At 62.1% G+C, this 26,013-nt stretch carries 23 protein-coding genes and 1 tRNA gene; 5 read left to right on the plus strand and 19 right to left on the minus strand.

The window, feature by feature from the left end:
• From crgA to VLL26_RS09160, 8 genes are all read right to left on the minus strand, one after another.
• Window positions 1–273, minus strand: a complete 273-nt coding sequence (gene crgA / locus VLL26_RS09125) for a cell division protein CrgA (protein ID WP_342318770.1) — start codon at window positions 271–273, stop codon at window positions 1–3.
• 77 nt (window positions 274–350) lie between these two features.
• Window positions 351–2,345: a Stk1 family PASTA domain-containing Ser/Thr kinase gene (gene pknB, locus VLL26_RS09130; RefSeq protein ID WP_342318771.1), complete on the minus strand. Its 1,995-nt coding sequence runs from the start codon at window positions 2,343–2,345 to the stop codon at window positions 351–353.
• Entirely contained in the window at window positions 2,345–3,778 is a 1,434-nt protein-coding gene (locus VLL26_RS09135) for a serine/threonine-protein kinase (RefSeq protein ID WP_342318772.1), read from the minus strand. The genes pknB and VLL26_RS09135 overlap by 1 nt, the downstream gene beginning before the upstream one ends.
• Window positions 3,778–5,208, minus strand: a complete 1,431-nt coding sequence (locus VLL26_RS09140) for a penicillin-binding protein 2 (protein ID WP_342318773.1) — start codon at window positions 5,206–5,208, stop codon at window positions 3,778–3,780. Before VLL26_RS09140 ends, VLL26_RS09135 begins: the two co-directional genes overlap by 1 nt.
• Window positions 5,205–6,551, minus strand: coding sequence for an FtsW/RodA/SpoVE family cell cycle protein (locus tag VLL26_RS09145; RefSeq protein WP_342318774.1), 1,347 nt, complete (start codon window positions 6,549–6,551; stop codon window positions 5,205–5,207). Before VLL26_RS09145 ends, VLL26_RS09140 begins: the two co-directional genes overlap by 4 nt.
• Window position 6,552: 1 nt before the next feature.
• Window positions 6,553–8,007, minus strand: coding sequence for a PP2C family protein-serine/threonine phosphatase (locus tag VLL26_RS09150; RefSeq protein WP_342318775.1), 1,455 nt, complete (start codon window positions 8,005–8,007; stop codon window positions 6,553–6,555).
• Window positions 8,004–8,450: an FHA domain-containing protein FhaB/FipA gene (locus VLL26_RS09155; RefSeq protein WP_342318776.1), complete on the minus strand. Its 447-nt coding sequence runs from the start codon at window positions 8,448–8,450 to the stop codon at window positions 8,004–8,006. Before VLL26_RS09155 ends, VLL26_RS09150 begins: the two co-directional genes overlap by 4 nt.
• Before the next feature lie 19 nt (window positions 8,451–8,469).
• Window positions 8,470–9,348 (minus strand): DUF3662 and FHA domain-containing protein, encoded by an 879-nt coding sequence (locus VLL26_RS09160; RefSeq protein ID WP_342318777.1) that lies wholly within the window; start codon window positions 9,346–9,348, stop codon window positions 8,470–8,472.
• A gap of 187 nt (window positions 9,349–9,535) precedes the next feature.
• On the opposite strand from VLL26_RS09160, the gene VLL26_RS09165 reads away from it, so the two are divergent.
• A tRNA-Leu gene (locus VLL26_RS09165) sits at window positions 9,536–9,622 on the plus strand.
• Window positions 9,623–9,744: 122 nt separating this feature from the next.
• Here VLL26_RS09165 and VLL26_RS09170 read toward each other — a convergent pair.
• The 7 genes from VLL26_RS09170 to VLL26_RS09200 all read right to left on the minus strand — a co-directional run bounded on the left by VLL26_RS09170 (window position 9,745) and on the right by VLL26_RS09200 (window position 15,692).
• Window positions 9,745–10,485 (minus strand): YoaK family protein, encoded by a 741-nt coding sequence (locus VLL26_RS09170; protein ID WP_342318778.1) that lies wholly within the window; start codon window positions 10,483–10,485, stop codon window positions 9,745–9,747.
• 170 nt (window positions 10,486–10,655) lie between these two features.
• Window positions 10,656–11,243, minus strand: coding sequence for a response regulator transcription factor (locus VLL26_RS09175; RefSeq protein ID WP_342318779.1), 588 nt, complete (start codon window positions 11,241–11,243; stop codon window positions 10,656–10,658).
• Window positions 11,240–12,337, minus strand: coding sequence for a sensor histidine kinase (locus VLL26_RS09180; RefSeq protein ID WP_342318780.1), 1,098 nt, complete (start codon window positions 12,335–12,337; stop codon window positions 11,240–11,242). Before VLL26_RS09180 ends, VLL26_RS09175 begins: the two co-directional genes overlap by 4 nt.
• An 11-nt stretch (window positions 12,338–12,348) precedes the next feature.
• The gene (locus tag VLL26_RS09185) at window positions 12,349–13,080 is read right to left on the minus strand and encodes an ABC transporter permease (RefSeq protein WP_342318781.1); all 732 of its coding nucleotides are present in this window, start codon (window positions 13,078–13,080) and stop codon (window positions 12,349–12,351) included.
• Entirely contained in the window at window positions 13,077–13,937 is an 861-nt protein-coding gene (locus VLL26_RS09190; RefSeq protein ID WP_342318782.1) for an ABC transporter ATP-binding protein, read from the minus strand. Before VLL26_RS09190 ends, VLL26_RS09185 begins: the two co-directional genes overlap by 4 nt.
• A 123-nt stretch (window positions 13,938–14,060) precedes the next feature.
• Entirely contained in the window at window positions 14,061–14,789 is a 729-nt protein-coding gene (locus VLL26_RS09195) for an SPFH domain-containing protein (RefSeq protein ID WP_342318783.1), read from the minus strand.
• 591 nt (window positions 14,790–15,380) lie between these two features.
• Window positions 15,381–15,692 carry a PadR family transcriptional regulator gene (locus tag VLL26_RS09200; protein WP_342318784.1) on the minus strand — a complete coding sequence of 104 codons (312 nt, stop codon included), beginning with the start codon at window positions 15,690–15,692 and terminating at the stop codon, window positions 15,381–15,383.
• A gap of 180 nt (window positions 15,693–15,872) precedes the next feature.
• Between VLL26_RS09200 and VLL26_RS09205 the strand changes: the two genes are divergently transcribed.
• Together VLL26_RS09205 and VLL26_RS09210 are read left to right on the plus strand one after the other, a co-directional pair.
• The gene (locus tag VLL26_RS09205; RefSeq protein WP_342318785.1) at window positions 15,873–16,511 is read left to right on the plus strand and encodes an LD-carboxypeptidase; all 639 of its coding nucleotides are present in this window, start codon (window positions 15,873–15,875) and stop codon (window positions 16,509–16,511) included.
• Entirely contained in the window at window positions 16,508–17,929 is a 1,422-nt protein-coding gene (locus tag VLL26_RS09210) for an MFS transporter (protein ID WP_425292266.1), read from the plus strand. The genes VLL26_RS09205 and VLL26_RS09210 overlap by 4 nt, the downstream gene beginning before the upstream one ends.
• A 352-nt stretch (window positions 17,930–18,281) precedes the next feature.
• On the opposite strand, the gene VLL26_RS09215 is transcribed toward VLL26_RS09210, so the two are convergent.
• Together VLL26_RS09215 and VLL26_RS09220 are read right to left on the minus strand one after the other, a co-directional pair.
• The gene (locus VLL26_RS09215) at window positions 18,282–18,491 is read right to left on the minus strand and encodes a DUF4177 domain-containing protein (protein ID WP_342318786.1); all 210 of its coding nucleotides are present in this window, start codon (window positions 18,489–18,491) and stop codon (window positions 18,282–18,284) included.
• Window positions 18,492–19,212: 721 nt separating this feature from the next.
• The gene (locus VLL26_RS09220; RefSeq protein ID WP_342318787.1) at window positions 19,213–20,790 is read right to left on the minus strand and encodes a hypothetical protein; all 1,578 of its coding nucleotides are present in this window, start codon (window positions 20,788–20,790) and stop codon (window positions 19,213–19,215) included.
• A 238-nt stretch (window positions 20,791–21,028) separates the two neighbouring features.
• Between VLL26_RS09220 and VLL26_RS09225 the strand changes: the two genes are divergently transcribed.
• Both VLL26_RS09225 and VLL26_RS09235 read left to right on the plus strand, forming a co-directional pair.
• The gene (locus VLL26_RS09225; RefSeq protein ID WP_425292267.1) at window positions 21,029–22,669 is read left to right on the plus strand and encodes a glutaminase; all 1,641 of its coding nucleotides are present in this window, start codon (window positions 21,029–21,031) and stop codon (window positions 22,667–22,669) included.
• A gap of 224 nt (window positions 22,670–22,893) precedes the next feature.
• Window positions 22,894–24,066 (plus strand): alpha-amylase family protein, encoded by a 1,173-nt coding sequence (locus tag VLL26_RS09235; RefSeq protein WP_342318788.1) that lies wholly within the window; start codon window positions 22,894–22,896, stop codon window positions 24,064–24,066.
• Between the two features lie 3 nt (window positions 24,067–24,069).
• On the opposite strand, the gene VLL26_RS09240 is transcribed toward VLL26_RS09235, so the two are convergent.
• Both VLL26_RS09240 and VLL26_RS09245 read right to left on the minus strand, forming a co-directional pair.
• A complete protein-coding gene (locus VLL26_RS09240) occupies window positions 24,070–24,606 on the minus strand; it encodes a hypothetical protein (protein ID WP_342318789.1) in 537 nt (178 codons plus the stop codon).
• A gap of 46 nt (window positions 24,607–24,652) precedes the next feature.
• On the minus strand, window positions 24,653–25,996 hold the full coding sequence (locus tag VLL26_RS09245) for a M20/M25/M40 family metallo-hydrolase (protein ID WP_342318790.1): 1,344 nt from the start codon (window positions 25,994–25,996) through the stop codon (window positions 24,653–24,655).
• Window positions 25,997–26,013: the final 17 nt, after the last annotated feature.

A 26,013-nucleotide genomic window follows, 5' to 3' on the forward strand; every position in this document is an offset into this window, starting at 1 on the left:
CTAGCGCCAACCCATGGTCATCAGCAGACCGACGATCAGACCACTGAACCCGATCAAGTAATTCCACGGGCCGAGCTCGCGCAAAAACCCGATCTGGTCACCCGCGACGTAAAAGACGACCAGCCAGGCCAGGCCCAGAAGCATCAGGCCGAACATGATGATCTTGTACCACAGCGGAGTGCCCCCAGTGTTGATCTTCACGGGGGTACGCGACGTCGCGGCCGACGTCGATGTCGTGGGCCGCAAGTCCTTCGTAACTTTTGCCTTTGGCATGGCGAAAACCCTTCTTATCGTGCCCTCCGCAATCCAGAGGGCATGCTGGGCGGTGATATTACCACCCGCGGCGCCGTTTAGTTGCCTGGGACCAACTTCAGCGGATCAAACTCCCACAGGTTATAGGACACTTCCGCATCCTTGCGTACGGGTTGACCTGCTTCGATGGACTGGTGGCCGATAAGGCCTTGGTCCACCGCCGCACCCGTTGGCACCGGCGGGCCAGCAACCAAGCGGCCACGCCACCCGGCCCGGCGCAAGGTGTCGTCAGCCTGGCGCGGCGTCATCCGCCCGATGTTCGGCATGCGCATCAGCATGCCATTGGACACCCGCAGCTCAATCGTGGTGCCCTCATCAACCTCGGAGTTCTCCCCAGCGGCCGCGACGACTTCACCCTCGGGCCTTTCCGAATCCACATCGCTAACGGTGGCCTTCAGCCCCATTGAAACAAGCATCGAGCGGGCCTGGTTGACCTCCATGCCCACCAGCGAAGGCACCACAACTTTCTCTCGGCCCTTCGACACGATAATTGAAACCTTCGAACCTTTAGAAAGCTGCACGCCCGCAGCCGGGTTCTGCGAAATCACCACGCCTTCTGGCACGTCCTCGCTGAACTCGCGGCGGATGTTGTCGTTGAGTTCCAGGTCGGCGTCGTCAAGCGCGCCCGCCGCGTCCTGCGGGCTCAACCCGGTCAAATCCGGCACATCCGTCAACTCACGACCCGAGGACACCGACACGGTAACCAAAGTGCCACGACGCAACTGAGAACCCGCCTGCGGATTGGTGCCCAGCACCTCCCCGCGGGGCGCGTCTGGGCTCGGGGTGTCGCTAAACGCGACCTGCAGCCCCAAACGCTCCAAAATGCTGACCGCCTCCTCGCGGGTCTTGCCCTGCAAATCCGGCACCTCAACCATCGACTCCTCGACAGAAGAACCCCTGCCGACGCCGCGGCCGAAATAATCGTAGGCAAAGTAGGAGGCAACACCTAAAAGAACCAAAGCGAGAGCTGCGGCAACCCACTTCATCCAATCACCGCTGGTGTCCTTCTGGTTGGCGCGGCGGTGCTCCTCGTAGCGGCTTACGTGGTTCGTCTCATCGTCGAACCACTCCTCATCCGTGTCGGGCTGCACCGGCACCGGCGCCGCAGCCACCGAGGTCCCCGCAACTATCGTCGCGTCCTGGTAGTAAGACTGCTCTGGCTGCAAGTGATTGCGTGCCGCGTTAGTCACCGCGCCGCGCTCCAAACGCTGCAGGTCCTCACCCATTTCGGTGGCCGACTGATAGCGGTCCGCCGGATGTTTCGCCATCGCGGTAAGAATCACTGCATCAATGTTGACAGCTTCATTGTCCGCAAGGCCCTCAATGAAGGAGCTCGGCGGCTCCGGATCTTCCTGGACATGCTGGTAGGCCACCGCAAAAGGAGATTCCCCTTCGAAAGGTGGCCGGCCGGTCACAGCCTCGTACATCACGCAGCCCAGCGCGTAAATGTCGCTGCGCCCGTCGGCGGCTTTGCCGCGCGCCTGCTCAGGCGAAAGGTACTGTGCGGTGCCGATGACGGCTGAAGTTTGGGTCATGGCGGAAGTGGCGTCATCAAGCGCCCGCGCAATGCCGAAGTCCATCACCTTCACCGTGCCCATATTGGTCACCATGATGTTTGCGGGTTTAATGTCGCGGTGGACAATGCCAGCGTCGTGGCTGGCCTGCAACGCGGCAGTAACCGGCAAGGCAAGCTCGGCCGCGGTGCGTGGCGTAAGCGGACCGTCCTCGCGCACAATGTCGCGCAGGTTGCGGCCGTACACCAGCTCCATCACGATGTAGGGCACTGCGATGCCGTCGAGCGTGACCTCACCTGTGTCAAAAACCGACACAATGTTCGGGTGGTTCAACCGCGCTGAGTTTTGCGCCTCACGGCGGAAACGTTCGCGGAAATTCTCATCTCGCGCCATGTCAGCCTTGAGCATTTTGATGGCCACGGAGCGGCCCAGCGCAGTATCATCCGCCGCGTAGACATCAGACATGCCTCCGGTGCCGATCGGCTCGCCGAGCTCATATCGGTTCGCGATCAAAGTCATCAGTTACCGCCAATCTCTGGAAGCGGTGGGATCTGCAGATCCGGCACCGTGGGGGTGTCGCCGCCAGGTGCGCCCGGGGCATCCTGGCCATTGCCCGTGTCGGGACTTCCGCTGGGCAATGGTGCAACCGTACTATTTGAAGGAGCCTGACCGGGCGTATTCGAGGAAGGCTCCCTGTCTCTAGTCTCCGAAGTGCGCGGAGGTTCATCGGAGACAGTTACCGTGCCGGGCTCCTCAGTGCGAGCAGTGGTGCGCTCACGTGACGGCACCTCACTGCTGTAAGAAACCTCCGGCTCAACCGTTTCAGTGTGGGTGATGATGCTGGGCCTGGTTGACCGCGGACTCGAATCACCTGCCAGCGGGCCCGACGTCAACGCCCACACTAGAGCACCCCCCACCGCGATGATGATCGCGGCGATGCCAAGACCCAACGCGAAGCCGCCCTTTTCCTCCGAATCTTGGCGCTTCGGCGGCGATGGGCGCACCGTGTTCGGCTGCGCCACCGACGCCAACATCTGCGTTGAGGCGGTTGCCGAAGGCTCCACCGCGATCTGATTGGTCGGCCCGCCCTTCGGCTGGGCTGGCCGCAGACCCCGGCGTACCTGCGCGATAGCTAACTGCATTTCGTTGCCGTCGTGGAAACGCATCTCTGGATCTTTGCGCAGGGCAATCTCAATCAGTTCGCGCGCCGGGGCGCTGACCTGTGTTGACAGTGCCGGTGGGGCGGAGGAGACATGGGCGAGGGCGACGGAGACGGAAGAATCGCCGGTAAACGGGCGGGCGCCGGAAAGCATCTCGTAGCCCACTACCCCCAGTGAGTACACATCGCTGGCCGCGGTGACGCGTTTGCCTTGAGCCTGCTCCGGGGAGACGTACTGGGCGGTGCCCACCACCATTCCGGTGCGTGTCAGTGGAACCGCAGCCGCCGCCTTAGCAATGCCGAAATCGGTGACTTTGACTTGCCCTGCCTGGGTGATCATGAGGTTGCCGGGTTTCATGTCGCGGTGGACAAGCCCCATCCGGTGGATCACCGCCAAACCATGGGAGGCCTGTTCAAGCACGTCGAGGGCGAGGTCCTCTTCCAGTTTGCCTTCACGCGCGATGAGATCCGCCAGGGATTCGCCGCGGATGTACTCCATGACGATGAAGCACATGGTGAAACCGCCCTCAGTTTCAACCTCGCGGTAGTCGTAGGTGGCCACCACATTAGGGGAATTGATGCCTTCGGCGGCGACTGCCTCGTTGCGGAAGCGGGTGCGAAACTCCTCGTTGCCGGAAAACTCGGGTCTTAAAATTTTGATGGCGACCTCGCGGTCGTTGACGCGGTCGTCGGCAAGCCACACCGTGGACATGCCACCGTGGCCGATAACCCATTGGAGGCGATAGCTACTGCCAACGAGGTTTTGCAGTTCTTCCCTGTTGTCGGCGGCCACTAGATTCCTCCTCCGGGTGCAGCGTTTAAAATTGTCCGTCCAATGGGGGCGCTCACCTGACCCCCTGTAGCGCCCTGCCCGAGGTTGCCGCCGTTTTTGACTACCACGGCCACAGCAACGTCCTTTTGCGGGTCGAAGGCAACATACCAAACGTGAGGTGCGGCGCCTTCGCCGTGCTCGGCGGTTCCCGTTTTGGAGGCGAAGCCGTTGCCGTTGTAGCCCCACGTAGCCCGCTCGGAGGCAAGCATCAGTTCGCGCAAAGCGCCCGCTTCCTCGGGGGTGAGCGCTTCGTTGAGTTCACGGGGTCGAGTTTCGCGCTCTGGGGTGAGGTTGGGGCGGATCACTTTGTCGACAACGTAGGGGGCCATGCGGCGGCCCTCATTTGCCACGGTGGACACCATGACTGCCGCCTGCAAAGCAGTCATGGTCACGTCGCGTTGGCCGATGGCGGATTGGCCGAGTTCAGCGGCGCCGGGTAGCTGCCCTAAGGAACCCTTAGCGTTGGGCAGCCCCAGGTCGTAGTTCTCACCTACGCCGAAGGCGGCCGCCGCGTTGCGCAGCGGTTCGGCGCCGAGATCAATTGCTGTTTGGACGAAGGCGGTGTTGCATGACTGGGCGAAAGCGGTGCGTAAGGTGACGGAGCCGCCGCCGCCGCACGCTTGGCCGCCGTAGTTGGTCAGGGCTGTTTCTGTGCCCGGCAAGATGATCGACGCTTGCCCGGTCACGGGTGAGTCAGGTGTCACACCGTGGCGCAGTGCTGCGACGGTGGTGATGATTTTGAAGATCGAGCCGGGCGGCAACTGTTCCTGCGTTGCGTGATTGAGCAGGGGGTTTCCAGGATTGGAGGTGAGATTCGCCCAGGCGTCGGCGGCGGTGCGCGGGTTGGCGACGGTGTTGGGGTCGAAGGAGGGGCTCGAAGCCATGGCCAGCACCGCGCCTGTCGACGGCCGCATGGCCACAACTGCCCCGGCATAGCCAGGGTTGGAAAGCTCGTCGTAGGCCAAAGCTTGAAGCTGCGGGTCGATGGTTAGCTCAAGGGTGTTGCCTGGGGTGGACTTTTCTGCGCCGGTGCGTGTGAACCGGCTTGTGAGCCCGCTTTGCCCCGTGAGTTCGGAATTGAAACCGGCCTCCAGCCCGGAGGTGCCGTACTGGTCGGAGACGTAGCCGACGACCGGGGCGAAAGAGAAAGGCATGTTTGGGTAGGCGCGTTGGAAAAAGTTGTTCTCGTCTGGGTGCGATTGGGCCAGCACGGTCCCGCCAGCGTTGATGTTGCCGCGGTTGATTTGTTTGAGTTCGATGAAGTTGCGGGCGTTTCGCCCGTCTTGTGCGTAGGTTTCTTCCCGCAATCCTTGCACCACCGTGAGGTTGATGAGCAAAACCACGGTGAGCAGGAGTGAAAACATGGCGCCGAGGCGGATGGACTTGTTCATCGTACTGCCTCCAGAGGCGCCGGCGCTACTGCTGCTTCGTCGTAGTTTGTTGGGCGGTTGGCGCTGTTGGAGATGCGCAAAAGGATGCCCACAAGGATGTAGTTCGCCATGATCGACGACCCGCCGGCCGACATAAACGGGGTGGTTAGACCCGTCATGGGCATCATGGCGGAGATGCCGCCGGTGACTACAAAGATTTGGATGACGATGGTGGTGGCCATCCCGGCGGCGAGCAATTTGCCGTAGGAGTCGCGCACCTGCAACGCAGCGTGGAACCCGCGGGTGGTGAAGATGGCGAACAAGATGAGTACGGCGGCTAGTCCCACAAACCCGAGCTCCTCACCGACGGCGGCGAGGATGTAGTCGGAGTGTGCCACGGGCACCATGTCGGGGTGGCCGTAGCCCAGCCCGGTTCCGGTCACGCCGCCCCAGCTCAAACCGAACAGGGCCTGGGAGGGCTGGAAGCCGGTGGTGTCGTAGTGCGCCAGGGGGTCAATGAAGTTGTTCACCCTTTCTTGGATTTTGCTGGAAACTTGGTAGACGGCGTATCCGCCCACGGCGACTAGGGCCATGCCGATGACCAGCCAGGAGGTGCGGCTGGTGGCGAAGTAAACCATTCCTAACACGGTGGCAAACAGCAGAAGGGCTGGGCCGAAGTCGTTGGAGATGGCCATGATCAAAATGGCGATAGCCCACACCACGAGGATTGGTGCTAGGTCGCGCAGGCGTGGCAAGGACAGGCCGAGGAAGCGTTTGCCGGCCACGGTAAACAGCGAACGTTTCTGCGCGAGCAGTTGGGCAAAGAAGATCAACAGCAGGATTTTGGAAAACTCGCCGGGTTGGATGGAAAACGGGCCGAGCCAGATCCAAATGCGTGCGTCGGCGAAGTCCGGCGGCTGCGGCCACACCAGCGGCAGCGCGAGGAGGATCAGGCCGGTCATGCCGAGCAGGTAGGAGTAGCGGGAGAGCGTTTTGTGGTCACGAAGCAGCACCAGGGTGGTCACGAGCAGGACCACGCCCGCCAGGGACCATAACACTTGGCGCTCGGCGAGCACTCCGTAGCCGGCGCGTTCCGCGAGGTCAAGCCGGTAGATGATGACTAGCCCGATGGCGTTGAGGGTGGCAACGACGGGCAGTAGCACTTCGTCGGCATGGGGGGCGGTGAAGCAAATTGCTAGGTGCGCGATTGCGTAGACGCCGACGAAGCCGCCGACGAGGTAGAGCATTTCTCGGGATAAGGCCCGGCCTTGCGACAGTTCCAAGCCGAAGATCATGAGCAGCAGTAAAACCGCCGAGCAGATCAGTAAGAAAAGCTCACGGCGGCGCGACATGATGCGGCGCATGTCACTTCACCGTCCTGCAGTTGGTGGGTTTGGTGTTTTGTTCTTCAGGTTTATTGTCCTGATCGTTGGGTTCTTCTTCGGCGGTGTCAGTTGGTTGTTCCTCCGGGTTGTTTTCTGGTTCGTCGACGCAGGCGGGCAAAGCTGCGTCGGCGAGTCTGTTCATCAAACCGATGGATTCTTCGTAGGCGCCGGGGGAGAAGTTGGTAAAGGCCGATTTTTCTGCATCTGGCAGGTCGTCGATGGTAAAGACGGTGCAGTCTTGAGGTGGCGTGTCTGCACTCACGATGCGCAGTTCGTTTTTGTCGCTGATGCAGGCTAGCTGGTAGTTCTCCGGGGTGGAGGTGCCCAGCACGGAGCCTGGGATGCGTTGGATGGTGATCTGCCCGTCCGTGTCGGCGGCGACGGTAAATTCGTCCTCGGCGCGCTGGTTTAGCCAGGTGTAGACGCCGAGACCTGTGATGGCGAGGGCGAGGACGAGGGCGGTGAAGGTCCACACGGCTGGGCGGCGACGGTGAGACTCCTCATCGTCGGCGGGTTCGTGCGCGCTTGTCGACGCCCCATTGGCGCCCTGCCGATCCCCGACGAGTTGCGCTTTCGTGTTGGTCGGCGCGGGGGTTTCAGCGGTGCGCATCAGGGCGGCGGCCCGGCTTGCGGCGGAGTCCGGGTGGGTGGATTCAGCGTTGGGCAGAAGTGCTCCGGCTTGAGCTGGTTGCGAAGGCAGGTGCGGGGCGGCGGGGTCGTCGGTGTCGACGACGTCAGCGACGATGATGGTGATGTTGTCTGGCCCGCCGGAGCGCAACGCCAATTCGATGAGGCGTTGCACCACAACATCGGGTTCTCCGTGGCGCAACGTTTCCTCGATGGTGGAGGAGGTCACTGGGTCTGAAAGACCGTCGGAGCACAACATGAAACGATCGCCGACTTGGACGGGGATTGTTTCCAGGTGCGGCTCCACCGGGCGGCCGGTGTAGGCCTTTAAAATCAGCGATTTTTGTGGGTGTGAGGACACATCACCCGGGTCGAGCCGGCCTTCCTTGACCAGCGATTGGACGAAAGTGTCGTCCTCGGTGATTTGGGTGAGGGTGGCGTCGCGAAGCAGGTAGCCGCGCGAATCACCGACGTGGATCAGGCCGACCTCACGGCCATTGAACATCAGCGCGGACAAGGTCGTGCCCATGCCGTCTTGCTCGGGGTTTTCTTTCACTGACGCTTCGATGGACGCGTTGGCATCTTCCGCGGCCGCACCTAACAGGGCCAGCATGTCGGCGTCGCCGGGGTCTTTGTCGAGGTGCTTCATGTGGGAGACCATGAGTTGGGAGGCGACTTCGCCGGCGGCGTGGCCACCCATTCCGTCGGCGAGGACAAGTAGGTGCGGGCCCGCGTAGGCCGAATCCTCGTTGTTTTCACGTACCAAACCACGGTCGGAGGCGGTGACGTAATTTAGCTTCAGGTTCATGGCATCAACCTCACAATCGTGCGCCCCATTTTGATATCGGAGCCGACGGTGACGCGTTCCGGCTGGTCAATGCGGCTGCCCTGCACGAAGGTGCCGTTTCTTGAGTCCAGGTCCTCGACGAACCATTCACTGCCGCGGCGAAACAGGCGGGCATGCCGCGACGAAGCGTAATCGTCGCCCAGCACGAAATCGTTCGCCTCTGCACGTCCCAACGTCACTTCCTCGATGCTGGCGATGTCCATGTGGGAGCCCAGCAGGGGGCCTTCAGCGACAACGATCTGCCGCGCTTTCTCCCGCTTGATGGGGGTTGCAGACGCCGCTTGTCGACGCACCCCAGAGGCCGCCACGACATCTTTACGCAGGAACCACAGCACCAGCAGGATAAACAGCCACAGTAAAATCAGCAGGCCGAAACGCGCGCCGAGGACGATCGCGGAATCCATGGAGCTCCTTTAATCCGGCTTAGTGTCCTGCGGGGCTGTGACCCCGGAAGAACTCAGTTCGAGGGTGGGCGACGTCCTCCGGGTTGAGGCCCGCATCCGAGGTGACGCCTTCCCCGTTTGGCTCCACAATGCGGACTTCAATGTGGGAATGGCCGACGGTGATGACGTCGCCGTCGGCAAGCAGCCAATTCTCTACGGGCTCGTCATTGACTGTTGTGCCGTTGGTCGACTGCAGATCAACCAGGACAGCCGACTCGCCATCCCATGTAATTTCCGCATGCTGACGGGACACACCTGTGTCCGGGAGCCGGAAATCGGCATCGTTGGAACGGCCAAGGATGTTCGACCCTTCGCGGACAAGGTATGTCCGAGACGAGCCGTCCTGAAGCAACAAGCTCACCGTCGGTTCGCTTGCGTTAGTGGGCTCGGACATGTCAACCTCCTGATCACGGTTTCCCGTGACATCATTGTGAGTACGTGGTTCCGCAAAAATCGCATCAAACCCGCTGCCGACATCCGGCATGGGGTCGACGTACGAGGATGCGCGCAGTTGCCCGGTCCGCAGACCCGACTCCTCTGCCACTCGCACCGCCACCGGCCCCTCCAAATACCAGCCCTGGTTGCGAATAAAGCGCGCCAACTGATCCGCCAGTTGGGTGGGCAGGTCAGGTTCGCGCGATAGATTCTCCAAATCTTTCGAAGAAACACCGACGGCATAGACGTTCGGCGCCATCACTACATCATGCTGAGACATTGCGAGGCTGTCTTGCGCCTCCTGCTTCAACAGCTCCTCAATCTCCGCCGGCACAACCTTGCCGCCAAAGATAGCCGCCATCGAATTGTCGACGCCGCGCTGCATGGAACTATCCAGCTTTGCCAGCCGATCCATCAGGCCCACTTACCCACACCTCCCTTCCTTTGGAAACAGTCACACGTGCGGTTGATAACCCTCACAGTATATGTGCGCAAGCCCCGGCGACCTAGACGCAAACCTCAAACCCGAACCTTTCGTGCTACGAAAACTCCCGTCTGGCATGGGATTTGGTGCTCCTTGGGTGGCCGATGCTATATTAAGCAGGTCGCCCGCCCGGGTGGCGGAATTGGCAGACGCGCTGGCTTCAGGTGCCAGTGTTCGCAAGAACGTGGGGGTTCAAGTCCCCCCCCGGGCACCATTTGTAGACACCGTTGGGGCGGTGTCTTTTTTGCGTGTGGGGTTTTTATGGTTGTGAGTTAGCCGGGGAGCAATCCGCGCCAACACGGTCGGCGGCCGGTACAGCGCATGCCCGCGCTGGGCTTATTTCCTTTTGACCCAGGCTGCGTCGTCGTTGCGGTGCGCGAAGGCGCGCCAGGTAATGGCGGCGGTGAGCGCGGCTGAGGCGATAAGGGCCAGGGCTGGGGCTTCGGCTTGAACCATGAGCCCGCCGATGAGTGCTCCGAGTGCCATGGACACAATGGCGAGGACGCGCCTGCCAACGTTGTTCTTTTTGCCCGCGCCGCTGCCGTCGCCCGCCAAGCCGGTGATGGTCAGCGTGAGAACGGTTGTGGTTAGGTCGGGAACTGATAGGCCCCGCGCGATGGAGTTTTGCAGTCCCATCGCTACGGAAAGCAAAATGACCAGAGCGGCGAGGGATAGGGTGGCGTCGGCTGGGGGGAGGGCAAGCGCTAGGAGGGCGGAGGCGATAAAGAGGGCCAGTTGTGTGGTGCCTGCGTAGTAGAGCAGGCGGCTGCGGTGCTGGCCGGTGTTGCTGGCTAGGAAACGGCCGCCGATGTTGGCTCCGACCATGAACGCTGCGATGGCCAAAAGCGAGGCCCACCATAAAAACCCGGGCGCGCCGGCGAGGGAAAAGCCCAGGAATACGACGTTGCCGGTCATGTTGGCTACGAATACGTGGTGGAGTTCGAGGTATGAGTAGGCGTCGACAAGCCCTGTGACTACTGTCCACCCGAGAAGAAGCACGGGCAGCGGGCCGTGCGGGTTGGAGGCGGGGGGAAAGATGGTTTCGCGTGCTTGGCGCAGGTAGGTGGTGGCGCTCATGGTGATCTCCCTTCCCGTGTTGATGCGATGACACCAAAAATAGCACCTTGGGTGTGGCCTTGGGGCGCGCTGCCCAGGGCCACAGCGCAACCTCTATCACAAGGGCGGTGGAGTGCTCCCGGCTGCGCATTTAAGGAGCCGGGAGCGCTCAAAAGCTCCCGGGAGAAGTTTTAGATCCAGCCTTTGTCCCAGGCCAGTGTGTAGGCTTCGTAGCGATTGGTGGCCCCCGTCTTGGCCATCGCCGAAGATAAGTAATTGCGCGTCGTGCCGAGCGACAGGTGGGCGGTGCGGGCAATGCTGGCGATGGAAAGGCCCCGCCCGGCTAAAAGCAGCAGCTCTGCCTCCCGTTGGGTAAGGGGCGAGGCTTCTGCGGCGATGGTCGCGGCGGCGAGTTCGGGGTCGATCCAGCGTTTCTTGGCATGAGCGGCCCGGATTGCGTCTGCGAAAGCTTGAGCGTTGGCAGTCTTTGGCAGCACTCCGTAAATGCCGGCCGCAAGCGCCTGTTTGAGCACACCGGGGCGCGCGTGGCTTGTCACCAGCACGGCAGGGGCAGTGCTTATCGACGCCACCTCTAACCCGTCCATGCCACCGGCGAGCTGCAAGTCCGTGACAACAACGTCGGCTTTGACCTGTGATGCGGCGAAGTCCTCCCCGCTGTAGAACACTCCGCACGATACGAGATCGTCTTCGAGGCTAAGCAAGGTGGTGAGGGAGTCGGCGACGAGCTTTTCGTCGTCGATGAGTGCGAAACGGATCATGGCAGCTCCAGTGCGGCGGTAAATAAGGTGGGGGAGTGCTCGACGCGCAAGCGGCTGCCTGACTCGGATGCCCTTCTGCGCAAACCGTCCAAACCCGCCCCGGAAGGTCCCGAACCAGGCGGGTCGGGTCCATCGTTGCTCAGCGCGATGCGCTGCGGTGAGATACTAAGCGCTGCGGTGGTTGCGCGGGAATGGCGCAACACATTAGTCGCTGTTTCACGGATGAACCACGCTGCAGTGGGGTGGAAGGCGGGCGCAACTTCAGCGGCGGATCCCTCGACGGTGACTGTGATCCCGGCCTGCTTAAGCAAGGTAACCGCACCGTTGATCTCTTGGATGAAATCGGCAGAGCGGTAGTTGTCCACAACTCCGTGCATGTCGGTAACGGTGGCGTCGATAAGCGATTGCAGCTCGGTGAGTTCGGTGGTGAGGCGGGCGTCGCCACGTTGCGCGAACTTCAGGGCCAGTTGGGTCTTGATGGACATACCGGCGAGGTTTTGGCCAAGCGTGTCGTGGAGGTCTTGGGCAAAACGCAGCCGCTCCTCACTGACACGCAAGCGCGCTTCCAGTGTGCGAGCGCGGTGCACCTCGGTCATCAAACGCACCGTCCACAACACCACGAGGGTGACAGAGCCGCAGACGATGCTCAACACGGCGAGAGCGGGCGAGCCCAAGCCGACCGCGATGACGAGCACGCCCGCCACACATACCGCCAGAGTCCACCATTGCCACAGCCGAAAGAAAGGCGTAAACGCCGAGATCAAAATGATAAGGCTCATGCAGGCAACATTGAGTTGCGCGGTCGGCAACGACGCGAACAGAAAAACGGCGTTTAACGTGAAACCTGCCGCACTTAAGAAAGGACGTCGCGGGATCTCTTTGAGGCGCAGCACCGGTTGATAATGCAGCGCGACCACTGCTGAGAAAGCCGAGGCCACGATAGCTGCCGCCGCCCACATCGAGCGCGCACCCAGACCCAAAAAGACCGCGATGATAATCACGGTTCCCTGCAGCGACCACCTGTTATACACGAGGAACTTGCCTGCGGAATCAAGGTTGCGCCACCTCGTCGCGGGGTTGAAAATCCTGCTCATCTTTCTTCAGCCTAGCGGTGGGTGTCCCAGCGCATCCAGCGGATCCCCGCCCAGGGCAGCACGACGGTCCACGCGGCCAACAAAACAACACTCAGCAAGGGGCTTTCCACAGTGCCGCCGAGCCACCCTTCAATAAATAGGTCGGTGGCCAGGGCGAAAGGGTTCCAGCCAAAGATCGTTGCCGCAGCCCCCGGCAGGGTGCCCACGAGTTCGCGGAGGCCGCCCGGCATAGAAAGCATCGTCACCATAAGAACCGGGAAAGACGTGATCATGGCGGCCTCGGCGTTTTTGGTGAAGCGACTGGTCAGCAACGCTAACCCAAAAGACATGGGAATACCGAACAGGATCGATACCACCATATACAGCGGGTGGGCGGGAAGCGGCGCATCGGCAAAAACATCCACCGCCACCACGGTCAGCGGCGTCAACAGGACGGTCAATGCAGCCAGCGGAAAAGCGGAGGCGGTCAGGATCTCCCAGTCGCGGGCCTCACCCGTGCGCAGGCGCATGAGCACTCTTTCATCGCGCCGGGTCGTGATCATGGACAACGCCGAGTAGTACACGATGAAACTCAGGTTGATAAGGATGAATGCTCCCGCCGCCAAAAAGATGCCTGAGGGCCCGTCAACGACCGCCACCATGAACACTGCAATGGCGATGGGCCAGGGCAGCATGGAGGCAAGTAGGGGGTTGCGAAATAGTTGCTTAGTTTCGGCCCAGCCCAAAGCCAGGATGCGTTTCATGGGGTGACTCCCTCGGTGTCGTTGGCTGCGATGTTTAGAAAAACCTGCTCTAGTGTGGCTGGTTGCGCCGCGAAATCCTCTAGCACCACGTTGTTGTCGTGGGCCCAGGACAACAGGGCGTGTGCTTCGCCTTGTAGGTCGAAGGTAGGAATTTCCACCATGTGCCCGTCGCGGCGGTAGCGCAGGTGGGCGGGTTGCTGTGCTCTCAGTTGCGCGACGCTTCCCTCAGCTTTGATGCGGCCACGATCCATGATGGCCAGGCGGTCACACAGGTGTTGCGCTTCGTCGAGGTAGTGGGTGGTGAGGATCATCGTCACCCCCCGTTTGTTGAGCTCCTGCAGCAGGCCCCAGACGTGGCGGCGGGACTCTGGGTCCAGGCCCGTTGTCGGTTCGTCGAGAAAGAGTACATCCGGGTCACCCACGAGGGCGCACGCTAAGTCGAGGCGTCGCTGCTCACCACCCGAGATCGCGCCGACCATCACGTCTGCGCGGTGGGTGAGCTGGACTTCCTCCAAGACTTTCGCGACGGGCCGTGGCGTAGAACAGGTACCTGCCCACATTGCGATAGATTCTTTCACGGTCAAAGCCTGCGGCAGGCCCCCGGCTTGCAGCATGATGCCCAAGCGGGGGCGGACTTCGGCTCGCTCGCGCACCGGATCCATTCCGAGGACGCGCACCGTGCCCTCGTCTGGCCGCTTCAGGCCCTCAATCACTTCGAGGGTGGAGGTTTTGCCGGCGCCGTTTGTGCCCAGCAGACCGTAGATCTCGCCGGAGCGTACGGAAAGGCTGAGCTTATCGACGGCCGCAAAATCCCCGTACCTCCTTGTCATCTCCTTGACTTCAATTACTGTGCCCATGCCCCACAGTGTCGTAGCCAAACAAGGCTGCTGGTAGAGCCGTTTGTCATCGGTTCACATGACATTTGTCATGGGAGGTTGCCAGTGCCGCGGAGAAGGCGCAGCGCTTTGATCTGCTTGTGCTTAATTGCTGTCGCGCACCTCGAGCGTCGTGCCGGGCGGCAGTGCCTCAAGCAAGCGGATTTTCGCCAGCAGCGGATTTTGCTCCAGAACTTTGGCCGTACCCATCCGCGCCCGGGTGATTTTGACCTCGGTGCGGGCACGCTCCAGGTCAGTTTCCGCCGCGAGTTTGTCCACCTCAGCCTGGCTAAGTGCGTCCGTGATACGGTGCGGCAAAGTGATGTCTTTGAGGTGGATGGTGCCGACGATTTCGAGGCCGACGTCGCGGGCCGCTTTCGCTGCCGCCGCGGCGACAGGGGATAGGTCTATCCGAGTGCCCACGAGCTCGTTGAGCTGCATTGTGGAGACGAGTTCACGCAAAGCGATCTGGGCAGCTAAATAAACCTCACGGTTGGGATCCGCCGAGGAGGTGACGTAGCGCACTGCATCCACGACCCGTGTAGTCAGCACGAAGGTCAGCGTGACATCTAGGCCCTGCGCCGTCGGAACTGACTGCGGGGCGAAGGAGAGTTGACTGCGCCGCTGGTCAACCTGCCGAAAGAGGTCAAAAGGTTGGGAAAGCCCGGGACGGTTGACCACGGTTACTTCGCCGTTTCGGGAGCGCAGCACCACATGGCCAGGCTTGGGCGCGGGACTGCGCGGGAAAGAGCGCTGCCATGTTTCAGTGTGTGCTTCCGGCAGATACATCGACCACCCGTCATCGGAATTGCGTTTGAAACGCCTGCTAAGCATAGGTCACCACCACGCCTTACGTTGTATGGTTCAGCCCCGCGCGGGGCCAACCGGTGGCGGGGCAGCGGTGCGTGGGCAAGCACGCGTGCTTGCTTCGGTACCGGGCCGCGGGCCACCGGGAAGCTCATTCCCGGGCGGTGGCGGAACACTTATAGAAGGGATCAGGGGACTTGAACCCCATTGGCCCGCAGGCCGTGCCGTGCGCCGAGCGGTCCATCATCCGGAAAACGCCCCGAAGGAAAACGGGGACGCCCCATAGCACCCGCACGGCGCACGCTTCAGTCTATGGCCCTCACGTCTTAGCCACAACAACGATGTTGGCCGCGCCGAACACGAAGCAAACCACGTCGTTGAGGCCGAGGACACGCCTGCAATCTCGAAAAAGCGGGGACGAGAAGCCACCATAAGGACGGTCCCTGCGGTTGAACTTCCTGCGTTATCGACGCCGCCTCCTTTCGCGCCGGGCGCGACGGGTGGCCGTTAACTCCACCGCGGGCGTCGTCGATGGTGGTGCCAGGGACCTCGCGCAGGCGAGCGTCGACAACGAAGGTTTCGGCCCGTACTGGGTTGATGGTGGGTGTGAGATCACGCTCAAGTTTGTGTTTCGCCGTTGGATACTCTTTCCAAGCCCAAGTGGGTTGCAGTAGTGGCGCTGAAATGGGCCCATAATTCTTTCAGCGCGGCGAGTTCCTCCCGGCCCGCCTCGGTGAGTGCGTAGTACTTGCGCCCCGGCCCAAAGGTGCCACTGCGCCACTGCGTGCGTACCAAGCCGACGCGTTCGAGGCGCCCAAGCAGCGGGTAGAGCGTGCCTCCCTTGATATCTCCGAAGCCGGACTCGAGCAGGAGGGCGGCGATTTCGTAGCCGTAGGTTTTGTCGCGCTCCAGGACCTGAAGCACCGCCATCGGTAGCACGGCGCGGAGGCAATGGGAAGGAAAAGAATCTTGCAGAGCCACACCTAGAAAGTAACGCCATCTAGATAGTTATGCTACTTAGGTGTGGCCGGCAGGCACCCGTGCCGCAACTGACACGGCGTCGGCTAGGCTTGGCGGAGAATCAAACCGCCTCCAAGCAAGGAGAAACACGTGTACCCCGCCCCTTTAACCCCAGGATCAACCGTGCGAGTAGTCACCCCATCGCGCTCGCTGCCGTATGTCGTAGACGGCCAGGCGGGTGACTTCCTCTCACACCTGGCCACGCAGCGTCTCAACGATCTGGGGCTCACCGTCACCTTCGGCAACAATGTGGAGGAATCTGACGAGTTTTACACCTCCGAGGTCGATTCCCGCGTGAGCGACATCCACGACGCTTTCACCGACCCGGACGTTGCTGGCATCTTGTCGGTGATCGGCGGGTTTAACACCAACGAACTGCCACCATTTCTCGACTCCGACCTCATCGCCGCCCACCCCACATTTTTCTGCGGACACTCAGATGTAACCGCCCTGCAAAACGCGCTGTATGCACGCACGGGCCTAATCACCTACTCGGGCCCGCACTGGTCCACTTTCGGCATGCGTGACCACAGCGAGCTGACCCGCAGCTCCTTTACACACGCCGCATTTAGCGATGAGACCATCGAATGGGCACCCAGCACGTGGTTCACCGACGACGACTGGTTCATCAACCAAGACGACCGCCCCACCGAAAAAACCGACGGCTGGTGGCCCATCCGGGAAGGTGAAGCGGTGGGCACCTCGATCCGCTTCCCGCGCGGTGCATGATGAACAGTTCGACACCAGCGCAGCGCTGGGCCTTCTTTGCTGTTATCTCGCTCGGCCTATTCATGATCGGATTAGACAATTCGATTCTCTACACGGCTTTGCCCGTGCTGGAATCCCAACTGGGGGCGACGAGCACCGAGTCTTTATGGATCATCAACGCCTACCCGCTTGTGCTCGCCGGGTTATTGCTGGGCACCGGCACTCTCGGTGACAAAATCGGCCACCGCTTAATGTTCATCACGGGACTGGTCATCTTCGGGTTAGCCTCACTCGCTGCTGCCTTCGCTCCGTCTGCCTTGGCGCTCATCGCGGCCCGCGGCGCGCTCGGAGTGGGGGGTGCCACAATGATGCCGGCCACCCTCGCCCTGATCCGCCTGACCTTTTCTGACGAGCGTGAACGCAACACGGCTATCGGAATCTGGGGATCGGTGGCGGTCGTCGGTGCGGGCGCGGGGCCCGTCGTCGGCGGCGCGTTGCTTGAGCATTTCTGGTGGGGCTCCGTTTTTCTCATTAATGTCCCTGTCGTTGTCATCGCCCTCGCTTTGACTGTTGCGCTGGCGCCGGAAAACATGCCCAACCCCGACAAGCACTGGGATGTGGTTTCCTCCGTCTACGCTCTGTTCGCGTTGTCGGCGGCCACGATGGTGATTAAGGAGAGTGCGAGCCCACATGGAAGGGCCGCGCTGATTGCCGGGGCGGCGGCGGTTTCGGTTGTGGCTGGGGCGTTGTTTGTGCGCCGTCAAGCGAAGCTGCGCGACCCCCTGCTCACCTTCGACATCTTCCGTTCGCGTATGTTCACCGGCGGCGTGCTCGCCGCCGCCGGAGGAATGGTGGTGCTTGCCGGCACCGAGCTGATGACGACGCAGAAGCTACAGCTTGCCGACGCCTTCAGCCCCCTCCACGCCGGGCTGACGGTGATGGTCATGGCCGCCTGCGCCATCCCCGCTTCCACTCTCGGCGGCGCATTCCTTCACCGCATTGGCTTTCTCCCACTGATCACCGGTGGGTTCGTCACCGCCGCAGCGGGAGCTTGGCTGATCCACTGGGCGACACAACACGACCGGATGGGCTGGCTGTTGGCCGGACTGGCCGTGGTGGGTTGGAGTGCCGGTTCGGTAATGTCGGTCAGCTCCATCGCCATCATCGGCGCCGCCCCGCTGAAACGCTCAGGCATGGCCGCCGGAGTAGAGGAAGTCTCCTACGAACTGGGAACGCTGACCACAGTTGCTGTCACCGGCTCCCTTTTGCCGCGTTGGCTGGAAGCCAACCAGCGGACCATGCCCTTCGAAACGGCCTACACCACCGCCTATTCCGGGGTCATCGTGCTTCTTGGCGGCGCCGCAGTTGCCTTCGCTGCCGCCACCTGGTGGTGTTTCCGCGACAACCCCAAATCGGGTGATGTGCAGGCGGCGGGCTAGAAAAAAGGTGGAAGGAAAACCAAAAGCGGCCGGCTTTGTCAACCTCACGTGTCTCTACTGAAAGGACAGGGCAAAAGACGGTGCAGGCGCCGGACATCACCCCAAAACACGCAGCGCTTGCCTTTGTGACCCAACCGACGCCGGGGAGAGAAAAATCGGGGCTGCGGCAACGCGGAAGGTACTGGAGGTAGTTGGCGGGCTTTTCCCGCACAGGCTCACCCCACACCAGGGCTTAAACAGTGGCGGCTTTTTACAGGATTAAGGTGCGCGAAACCGCCCTTGTGGAGGGCAAAAAGTGTGGCTGCGGCACCCTTTCCCGGCTTGCTGTGCCTGCACCCCGGTGAATGCAGGATTAGAGGCTTTCGAAAACCATCGTGGCTTGGATGCGGTCGCCGCCTGCCCACCCTTTACTACCTGATGAGGCAGTGGTGATCGTGTGCAGGCGGAAACCCTTGGAGCATTGCTTATTGATGACATTCTCAAGTTCGGACAGATTTCCGGATCCGGTTCCGAGGAACTTCTCCTTCAGCACGACCTGCAACACGACGTAGTTAGGGGCCACAGAAACCTCCGAGCGCTCAGGGGAACAGAAAACGAGTGCCAGTGCCGCATGTTGCTGCCGGGCGTTGTGAAACGATTAAAACACAGTCCAGTTTCATTCGACAGCAGATCTCGCTGCGTTTTTCGGATTGAAGATGTCCCCATCACCACTGTGCTTTTGTTCTTGTTGTTGCAAGCGCGCGGCGCGATGCGACGCAGTGGAAACGTGTCGATCACGGCAGCGGCGCTTACTACGTCGGTGGATGCAGGAGTTACTCCTCGTCCGGCTTTCGGCCCGGTTTCAATTCTGAGGATCTGCGACTCGGTGGTGCACGCTGCTTTGTTCGACACCAGGGATAAAGCTTTGCGGCAGAAGCGCAATTTCCATCTCGGTGTACAGCTGGCCCTCCTCCCTTTGAGCCAAGGTGAAAAAGCGGTGGGGCATCTGAGGGTTCAACCTCACCCAACAGGCGAGGTGCGGCCAGCAACGCCCAGCGGATGGAGGAGCAGCGGGGAGAAAAAGCGAGGCCCCTTTTGCAAAGTTCACCGCGGCGCTAGCATGTGCCTGCGTTGCGCGTGACCAGCCTCACCAACGACTTCGCAGGGGCCGGTTTTTCGGCGGCAGTTTCGGAAAGAGCGTCAACGGGGTCCCGGGTGGCAGGAAGGTTTCACATGCGCATGGCATGAGACTTTGTGGTGAGAAGTCTTCCAGACAGTGAGACCTCCCAAGCAACAGTGCAGTTTTAATCGGAGGGCAGAAGCTGGCCAACCTCGCTGCGGCCGAAGCAAAGCTCCACCTCGGAGCGCACGTTTATCCGCGCCCCACCGCCGGCAACGCGCACCCACACTTGGTGCACCCCCTTGTTCACCGGCACCTCAACGGCTTCGCCGTCTAAGGAAATGTGCGCGGTCCCGTCGGCGGAGGCGTTGTAGTTGAGCAGCACGGTCCACTCGAGGTTGTAAAGCGGCCCGTCGAGGAGAAGTTCGGCGGCGCCGTTGTCGGTGCAGGCGTCAAAGCTGGCGCGGGAGGGCATGAGGGCGGCGGGGTGGCGGGTGCCGGTGGCGTCGATAAGCGTCGGCTCCGTTGTTGAGGTGGTGACCAGCCACGGGGCTAGGTGGTCGAGCCGGTTGTGTGGGTGCGCGACGGGCAAAAGCACCTCGGCCGGCACATCCTGATTCAAGCCAGGAAAGCGCAGGGCGGAAAAGTACACGCGCGCCGGCTGTTGACTCCATGAAGCCGCGAAGGTGACGGTGCTGACCAGCGAAGATGCGACGAAGGCTGCGACGGCGAGCGGCGGGATGCGCAGGCGGGGTGACAGCACTGCCAGCGCGAGAGCGACCAGCACGGCGACTTCGCTGAGATGGCGCAAGGTCAGCACAATTTCCACCGCCGTGTCGCCGCCGGAGCGCAACCACCACAACGACACGATCGGCACCACGGGGTAAAGCAGCGCGGGCAGCCACACGAGTGCGTGACGGCGCCCCCACCACAGCACCACACCCACCACCAGCGCGCCGAGCACAATGAGCGGCAGGGGTGCGTGCGCGAACGGGGGAGAGGGGTGCCAGCGCTGCCACAGCCACGGCCCGCCCGCGGCGGTGGGCGCTAAGCCTTCCGCGTAGCCGCGCCACAGCAGCGCAAGAAGGCTAACACGCTGCTCGGCGCTGGTGTACGGGGGTGCAAGCGCAAGGTAGATCGCAGCCCACGCGATCGTCGGGGCGGCCAAAGCGGTGGCCAGGGGGCGGATGCGGTCGCGGTAGCCCCAACAGGCCAACGACATTAGCGCCAGCGGAGTAATCAATAGTGCGCGCTCGTTGAACATCAACCCGAAGATCAGCCACCCGGCTGCCTTGACCGTGTCGCCGCCTTTGCCGCGAGCTGCATGCCCGAGCACCATCGCCAGCGCTGCGTGCATGGGCAGGGTGTTGATCCCGGCTGCTAGCCAGGTGCTCACCGGCAGGGTCAGTGGGGTGGCCAGGTAGATCGCTACTGGCAGCGGCGCCCACCTGCCCGCGAATTGGCGGGCAGACCAGGCGACTGCCGCGGCGGCTAGGGCTTGCAGACAGATCAGCACCGACAACGCCGCCGGCCAGTTCAACGGCGCGTAGGTGGCTAAAAGCCACTCGACTACCCACGCGGCGGGCATGAGGTGGCCGTCGTGCGGGGTGAAAAGGGCCGCGCCCAGGCCCAGTTCGCGCGCCTTCGACTGCAGGATCAGATCGTCCCAATAGAGCCACCCGCGCGCTGCGGCGAGGCCGTGAACCAGCACGCCGACGACTGTGACGGCCAGGGTGGTCAGGGCGAGGCGCTTGTCGGTCATGGTTTGAGGGTAGCGAGTTGCGCTCTTTGCCCAAACGTAGAAGGTTTTGCAGCCAATGCATCTCGCGGTCCGGCGGCGGCTAGATGCCAGGTCGTCAGCGTGTGAGCTTTCGCTTGTGAATCGACTCGGATCCGGCGACTGCGTGTTCCTCGGTGCTGCCCTTGATGCACTATTTCAGGGCACCTGCCCATGGCTCGCTCGCGCCGATAAACGGCGCACCCCCAGTACACTGGCGCCTATGCCAACCCCTGTGCCCGAGTACCTTCACCGTATTCTCAATCTCGTCCGCGATGACAATGACGGCGAGGTAGCCGATTATATCGAGGCCCTAAAGGACGCCGATCCGGACAAGCTGGGCCTGGCGGTGTGCACCGCCAGTGGACACCTTTATGCGGTGGGCGATGAGGATTACGAGTTTTCGATCCAGTCCATCTCCAAACCTTTCGTCTATGCGCTGGCAATTGAGGAGCTCGGCGCGGACGAGGTACACAAGTTTGTGGGGGTGGAGCCTTCCGGCGAGGCTTTCAACGCAATTTCGCTTGACGACGCCACCAACCGCCCCGAAAACCCCATGATCAACGCGGGCGCCATCACCGTCAACCAGTTGATCAACGGTTCGAGCTGCACGGTCAACGAGCGGGTGGAGAAGATCCGCGCTTTTCTGTCGCGTTTGGCCGGCCGTGAGCTAAGCATTGACCAAAACATTGTGGAAAACGAGTTGACCAGCGCGCACCGCAACAAGGGCATTGCGCACCTGCTGCGCGAAGTCGGCATGATCAGCGACTCCGCCCACGACGCGGTCAACAGCTACACCCAGCAGTGCTCCATTATGGTCACCATCAAAGATCTTGCCGTCATGGCGGCGACGCTGGCCAATGGCGGAATCCAACCTGTTACCAAGCAGCGCGTGCTGTCCGCAAAAACGTGCCGCATCGTGCAGGCCGTGATGACTTCGGCAGGCATGTACGACGGCTCGGGGCGCTGGATGGTTCAGGTGGGTATCCCCGCCAAGTCCGGTGTCTCCGGGGGCCTGATCGGGACGATGCCGGGGCAGTTGGGGATAGCGTCGTTTAGCCCGCGTCTGAACAAGGAGGGCAACTCCGTGCGCGGCGTGAAGATCTTCGGGGAGCTGTCCCAATCCCTCGGCTTAAACCTCATGTCCTCCGACTACTACGCCGCGCCGGGCATCAAGTCCGTCGACCGCGGACACGACCGCACCGTCGTCGAGCTGCAAGGCATGATCAACTTCACCGCTGCCGAAAAAATCATCCACGACCTGTCCGACATGAACCTGGACACGCGCTATCTGGTGCTCGACGTGTCTCGTGTGACCAGTTTCAACAAGGCCGGGCGCATGCTGATCAAGGAAGGTTTCAAAGAGTTTCGCGACTCCGGCTGCGAAGTGCGCATTTACGACCCGGAGGGAGCCATGCCGGACTACGAATTTTCCGACGGCACCTACGTCCAAGCCATCAAAGACTTCTCCACCAGCTTCGACATCAACGCGCCGCGCAAAGATGTCTACGATGCGATCCGCAACCCGAAAGACTGGTGGGAAGGCATCGTCGGCGGCGACAACCAAGAACTTGGCGACGGGTTCCGCATGGAAAGCGAAGATGACTACGCCGAATTTACCGTTGGAGAAGCAAGCGACGGCGACCGCCTGGTCTGGCACGTTGAACCCTCCGACAGTGACAAGGACGACTCGAAGTGGCGCGACACCGATGTCATCTTCGAATTGGAAGACGGCAACGACGGCGACACCCGCGTCAAACTCACCCACCGCGGACTACTCCCGCATGAGGACCGCTACAAGGAACTCACCGAGGATTGGCGCAGACGCCTCAGCGGGCTGCGCCGCCGCTCGACGGAGAGGTAGGGGCAGCGGTGAGCTTGGGGGTGGCCCACACCCGCAAATAACAGGGCACAGGCCAAAGCAAAAGCAGCGCCCGAAGCGCAAGAGGGGGGTAGAGACTGGGTGATGTGTAGGCGCTGACAAGCAATGCCAGCTTGACCAGCATTGACCCACCACATCTACCTGCTGCCTGATCCAAGCGGCGCTTCGACGTAGCCTGGCTTGCAAGGACCGTTGAAGGAGTTGCGATGATTTCCCAGACTATCTGGTGGCATGTCTACCCGCTCGGAGCTACTGGTGCGCCGGTGCGTGACCGGCAGGGCGATGATTCCGGGCACAGGCTGCGCGATCTCGGCCCCTGGCTGGATTACCTCATTGAGCTCGGGTGTAATGGGCTGCTGCTCGGGCCGATTTTTGAGTCAGTGGGGCACGGCTACGACACGCTCGACCACTACCGCATCGACGCACGCCTCGGCGACGACGCGGATTTCGACTGGCTCATCAGCGAGTGCCACAGCCGCGGCATCAACGTCATGCTAGACGGAGTGTTCAACCACGTCGCAGCGAGCCACCCGCTGGTGGATGAGGGTCTGGCTGGCGCGACGAACTGGGAGGGCCACGAGGACTTGGCTACGTTGCACCACGGCGACGACAGGGTCACAGACCTCGTCGCCGATGTGATGTTGCATTGGTTGCGCCGTGGTATCGCAGGATGGCGCCTCGATGTGGCGTATTCGGTGCCGGGGCAGTTCTGGGCGGAAGTAATAGGCCGGGTGCGCCAGGAGTTCCCCGAGGCGCTGTTTTTGGGTGAGGTCATCCACGGCGACTACGCGGGGCTCGCCGAGGCCGGCACGTATGATTCGGTGACGCAGTACGAGCTGTGGAAGGCGATCTGGTCATCGATCAAGGATGTGAATTTCTTCGAGCTTGACCACGCGATCAGCCGCCACCGCGACATTGCCCAGCGAGTGTTGCCTAACACGTTCATCGGCAACCACGACGTTGACCGTATCGCCAGCCTTGTCGGTCAGTCGGGGGAGATCATCGCTCTGGCGATTGTGATGGTTGTTCCGGGCATGCCGAGCATTTACTACGGCGACGAGCAGGGCTTCGAGGGCACGCGCGGCGAGGGCTTTTCCGCCGATGATGCGGTGCGCCCCGCACTGCCGGCCACTCCGGGGGAGCTGTCGGAGCTGGGCCGCTGGGTTTTTAAGCAGCACCAGGCGCTTATCGGTCTGCGCCGCCGTCACTCGTGGCTTACGCACGCGGACATCGAGGTTGTGGATAAAACCAACGAGACTATCTCCCTGCGCGTTTTCGACGGCGAGCGCGAGTTGCTTGCCGACGCCCACCTGACTCCCGCCCCCGGAGTGCGCATCCACTCGGGCGGGGAGACGCTCTACGAGTGGAGTGCGCAATAACCGTTAGGCCGGGAAGTTCGGCAGCGAGGAGCCACCGTTTTGGGCAATGAGGTCCCGCAGGATCTTGCCCAAGTCGGGCAGGCGCAGGGTTGCCACCCCGGCCACCGGCACGTCGAAGGTGGCAACGCCCTGCGGGGCCAAGACGATCAATTGGCCCTGGGGCGCGGGTTGGCCCTGGGGTGCGGGTTGAGCGGGCGCGGGTTGAGCAGGCGCGGGTGCTTGCTGGGATGGGGCGTTACTGTTGGTGCCTTTGAGGCCGCAGCGGGTGGCGGCCTCGTCGACGCGAGCGAGGGCGTCGAGGATTTGCGGGCCACGGCGGTCGAACATGGCGATGGCGCGGGCTTGACGCACGCGGGTGTTGTAGTCGGCGTCGTTAGTCCAGTAGCGCTTCGCCTGTTCGCAACTGATCGGGCCGGAGGGTAGCGCCGCTAGGGCGTCGTCGATCTGGTCGGCGCTGGCGGCAGGGGAGGCGATGAGTCCGACGGTGAGGGTGCAGCATAGGGCGGAGGTGAGAGCAAAGGTGCGCAACTGAGTCTTCATACACACAAGTATGACACGGATGGGGCCAGTGAGGTAGGGGAGACTCTTAGGCGCCCAGGAAGCGTCGCACCAGTGAGCGGTAAGCGCGGGTGGTCAAGTCGACGTCGGCAAGCTCGACGTACTCGTCGTGGCTGTGAAGCTGATTGAGCACGCTGCCCAGCGTCTGCTCCTTCGAGTGCAAAGCGAAGCCGTAGCCCACCCCGCCCTTGGCGCGGGCGAAGCGCAAATCCGAGCCACCCGCGGCGATGGTCGGAACGACCGGGGTGCCAGGAAAGAACTCCTGGAAGGTGGCGAGTAGGGCGTCGTAAAGCGGGCCAAAGGTGGGAGAGACTGTCGCATCCTCGGTGATGAGGTGCTGAATTTCCACCTCCCCGGCAAGCTCGCCTAAGGCCTCGCGCAACATCTCGTCGATTTCGTCTTGCGTGTGCCCCGGCAACGGGCGAATGTCCAGCTCAAGATACGCAGTCGAAGGAAAGACGTTGATGGCGGCGCCAGCCCTAAGCACCGTCGGCGCAATGGTCAAGTGGCTCATCGCATGGGAATAGCGGGCAAGCCCGCCCAGGTTTTCATAACCCTCCCCGCCGAGAAGCTGCTTTTCGGTGTCGGGATCGAAGCGGAAGGCTTTGACGTAGCCCTCCCACAACTCGTCGGAGCGCACCGGGGGATCGATCGCGGCAACGCGGCGCGCAACTTCTGCGATGCGGGCGACGGCAAGGTCGCGGCCGTAGGGGGTGGAGCCGTGGCCGGCGTCGCCGTGAACCACGAGCCGGCGCTGCGCGGCACCCTTTTCCCCGACAACCACTATCAGCGCATCTGAGCCATCCTGTACCGGCAGGTGCGAGCCACCCTCCTCGGACAGGCAGTTTTTCCAGTTGAAGGCTTCGGGGTCGTTCTCGGCGATCCAGCCGGCGCCGAGGCCACCGCGGGCCTCCTCATCGGCTAGGCCTACAAACGTCAGGGTGCCGCGCGGGGCAGTGGAGCCGCGGGCAACGTCGCGGGTCACAGCCGCCATCGCGGCGGTGATATAGAGCATGTCGGTGGCGCCGCGGCCGTAGATGCGGCCGTTGATTTCCTCCGCTGCGAAAGGATCCATGCTCCATTTCGGCCTGTCAACGGGCACCACGTCCGTATGCCCCATGAGCGTCAATGGTTCTGCATCTGGGTCGCAGCCCTCCACGGTAAACGCGATGGAGACTCGGCCCGGGTGGGATTCGAAGCGGCGCACAATCGCGCCGGATCCGGCGAAGAACTCTTCCAGGGTGTTGGCGTTGCGCACCTCCTGGCCCGAGTTTGGGGTTCCGTCGTTGACGCAGGCGTTGCGGATGAGCTTTTTCAGCAGCCCGACCGCGTCCTGTGTGAGTTGTTCGTCGTGGTCGTTTGTCTCAGACATGGGAAAGACCCTACATT

This window comes from Corynebacterium sp. BD556, assembly GCF_038452275.1.
GTDB lineage: Bacteria > Actinomycetota > Actinomycetes > Mycobacteriales > Mycobacteriaceae > Corynebacterium > Corynebacterium mayonis.